Raw genomic sequence first — 3,708 nt, 5'->3', positions numbered from 1 at the left:
CCCGCTAGGAGCGGCGTGACGGTCTAACCCGGTGGGGCCCGCGCCTAAGACGCCCCCAGCCGCGCCCGGTAGCCGATGGGGGGCCGGGCCGGCCGGCGGGTGTGGGCACACAGCCGGACGGCCCGGGAAGTTGGACGGATGCCTCGAGGATCGGCGTGAACACGGTCACTCTCAGCGTGGGCAGATAACATCACCAACCGTGCCCGACGCCGCAACTGCTGTCTTGACGAAACCGTCGCCCCCCACCCCCGTGGCGACACCCCGCGATTTCCGCACCGCGCGCCTGGTCGCGCTGGTCGCCGGGGTGCTGGGCGCGCTGTTCGCGATCGCCGCCCCGTTCCTGCCGGTGAATCAGACCACCTCCGCGGTGGACTGGCCGCAGGGCGGCACCCTCGGCAGCGTGCAGGCGCCGCTGATGTCGCAGGTTCCGGTGGACCTGAACGCCACCATTCCCTGTTCGCTGGTGGACCAGCTGCCGCCGCAGGGCGGCATGCTGCTGGCGACCGCGCCGCCGCAGGGCGACCGCGCCTCGCTGGAGGCGATGTTCGTCCGGGTGTCGGAGACCTCGGTCGACGTCGTGGACCGCAACGCGGTGGTGGCCTCGGCGCAGCGGTCGGAGTTGAGCGGCTGCTCGTCGATCGTGATCAACTCCGATCACGACCGCACCTACGCGTCGTTCGAGGGGGCGACGAGGCAGGTCGAGCAGCCGGTCCAGGGCGGTGCGCCCGGGGCCACCGAAACGGTGACGGCGCCGATCGACGGCACCCTCGGCGGCGATCTGCGGCCCCAGGTGGTCGGCGTGTTCACCGACCTGAAGGGCGCGACGCCGGACGGGCTGTCGTTCCACATGACCGTCGACTCCCGGTTCACCACCACCCCGACCCTCACCAAACTGGTGGCGATGATCGCGGCCGTGCTGTGCACGCTGATCGCGCTGGGCGCGCTGGCTCGCCTGGACACCGGTGACGGCCGCGGCCACCGCCGTTTCCTGCCCGCGCACTGGCTGAAACCGACCTGGGCGGACGGCGCGATCGGCGGCACCCTGCTGCTGTGGCATTTCGTCGGGGCCAACACCTCCGACGACGGCTACATCCTCAGCATGGTGCGGGTCGCCCCGCACGCTGGTTACCTCGCCAACTACTTCCGCTGGTACGGCGTGCCCGAGGCGCCGTTCGGCTGGTACTACTACGTGATCCAGGCGTTCGCGCAGATCTCCACGGCCAGCGTGTGGGTCCGGATCCCGGCGCTGCTCTGCGGAATCCTGTGCTGGATGGTGATCAGCCGCGAGGTGGTGCCCCGGCTGGGACGCGGCGTGCGCACCTCGAAGGTCGCGCTGTGGACCGGCGGGCTGGTCTTCCTGGCCTTCTGGCTGCCCTACGACAACGGCTTGCGGTCCGAGCCGATCGTCGCGCTGGGCGCGCTGCTGACCTGGGTGTCGATCGAGCGGGCCATCGCGACCTCCCGGCTGCTGCCCGCCGCGATCGCCGTCCTGGTCGCGGCGTTCACGCTGGCGGCCGCGCCGACCGGCCTGATGTGCGTGGCGGCCCTGCTCGCCGGTATCCGGCCACTGGTGTGGATCGTGGTGCGCCGCCGCCGCGAACTGGCGGCGGGCGCGGGATCGGGCTGGGCCTCGAAACGCTGGACCTCGACGCTGATATTGCTGTCGCCGATCGCGGCCGCGGGCTTCCTGGTGCTCACCGTCGTCTACAGCGACCAGACCTTCGCCGCGATCCAGGAGGCCAACCGCGTCCGGCAGCTCGCCGGGCCCAATCTGGCCTGGTACGAGGACTATCTGCGCTACTACTACCTGTTCGTCGAGACCGTGGACGGCTCGCTGGCCCGCCGCTTCGCCTTCCTGGTGATGCTGCTGTGCCTGTTCACCACGATGATGGTGCTGCTGCGCCGCCGCCGGGTGCCGGGCATCGCCAGCGGACCGACGTGGCGGCTGATGGGCATCGTGTTCGGGACGATCTTCTTCATGATGTTCAACCCGACGAAGTGGACCCACCACTTCGGCGCCTACGCGGGCATCGCCGGTGCGCTGGGCGCGGTGACCGCGGTCGCGGTGTCGGCGTCCGCGCTGCGCTCTCGGAAGAACCGGTCCATCTTCCTGGCCGCCCTGCTGTTCGCGCTGGCGCTGTCGTTCTCGGGCATCAACGGCTACTGGTACGTGTCCAGCTTCGGGGTGCCATGGTTCGACAAGACCGTGTCGCTGAAGGGCATCGAGTCCAACACCATCATGCTGGTGCTGTTCGGCCTGGCGTTGGCGCTGGTCGGCTGGCAGTCGCTGCGCGAGGGCTACGCCAAACCGCCGGCGAGCCCGAAAACCGCGCGGGGCAGGCGAATTCGCAAGTTCGCCGCCATTCCGCTGACCGTGGTCGCGGCCGTGATGGTGCTGTTCGAGGTCTTCTCGCTGGTGAAGGGCGCGGTCGGGCAGTACCCGGCGTACTCGCTGGCGCGCTCGAACGTCGGTGCGGTGGGCGGCGCGACCTGTGGCCTGGCCGACGACATTCTGGTCGAGCAGAACGTCAACAGCGGCAACCTGCAGCCGATCGTCGATCCGGCGCATCCGCCCAAGGACGGCGACGCGCTCGCCGGTGGCGACCCGGTGGGCTTCTCCCCCAACGGTGTTCCGACCGATCTGAAGGCCGACACGGTCGAGGTGAAGCCGGGCACCGGCAACACCTCCACGCAGTCGGTGGGCGCGGTGTTCGCCGAGGGCCAGAACGCCGGCACCGGTGGCGGCACCACCCAGCAGGCCGGGGTGAACGGCAGCACCGTGGCGCTGCCGTTCGGTCTCGACCCGGCGACCACCCCGGTGATGGGCAGCTACCAGGAGGGCGTGCAGCAGCCCGCGCACCTGACCTCGAGCTGGTACCAGCTGCCCGCGCGCTCGGATGATTCGCCGCTGGTCGTGATTTCGGCGGCCGGGCGCATCCTGTCGGTCGACGACACCGGCGCGGTCAAGTACGGCCAGTCGCTGACCGTCGAGTACGGCAAGAAGCAGGCCGACGGCTCGATCAGCAAGCTGGGCAGCTACCTGCCGCGCGACATCGGCCCGTTCCCGTCGTGGCGCAACCTGCGGGTGCCGCTGGACCAGATCTCGCCCGAGGCCGACACGGTGCGCATCGTCGCCAACGACCCGATCCTGATCGGCGACCAGTGGCTGGCGTTCACCGCGCCGCGCGTGCCCAAGCTGCAGACGCTCGACGACGTCATCGGCACCGAGCAGCCGGTGCTGCTGGACTGGGCGGTGGGCCTGCAGTTCCCGTGCCAGCGCCCGTTCGACCACCGCGACGGCGTCGCCGAGGTGCCGAACTACCGCATCCTGCCGGACCGCCCGCTCGCGGTCAGCTCCACAGACACCTGGCAGGCCGAGGAATTCGGTGGCCCCCTTGGCTTCTCACAGATGCTCGTCAAGTCGGTCACCATCCCGACCTACATGAAGAACGACTGGGCCCGCGACTGGGGTTCGCTGGAACGCTACGACCAGTACTACAAGGCCGCCCCGGCCGAAATAACCACCGGCACCACCACCCGCTCGGGCTTCTGGTCCCCGGGCCAACTCCGAGTGTTCTGATCGGATCGAAACCAAGGGCGGGGGGGGGGCCCCAACGACCCCCCCCCCGGCCGGCAGACCGCGAACACCGCCCCCCACCAAGATAAAAACCGCGAGTGCAAGCTGGGGGGGGGCAACCCCGCGGGGGG

1 protein-coding gene is annotated in these 3,708 nt (G+C 70.2%); it reads left to right on the top strand.

Translation table 11 applies throughout. The features are described 5' to 3' along the window. Positions 1-199 precede the first annotated feature (199 nt). Positions 200-3,580, top strand: a complete 3,381-nt coding sequence (locus QH470_RS01460; protein ID WP_425302571.1) for an arabinosyltransferase domain-containing protein — start codon at positions 200-202, stop codon at positions 3,578-3,580. Positions 3,581-3,708: the final 128 nt, after the last annotated feature.

It is taken from the genome of Nocardia wallacei (assembly GCF_029868745.1).
Lineage (GTDB): Bacteria > Actinomycetota > Actinomycetes > Mycobacteriales > Mycobacteriaceae > Nocardia > Nocardia wallacei_B.
This window is presented reverse-complemented; position numbering and strand designations above follow the sequence as displayed.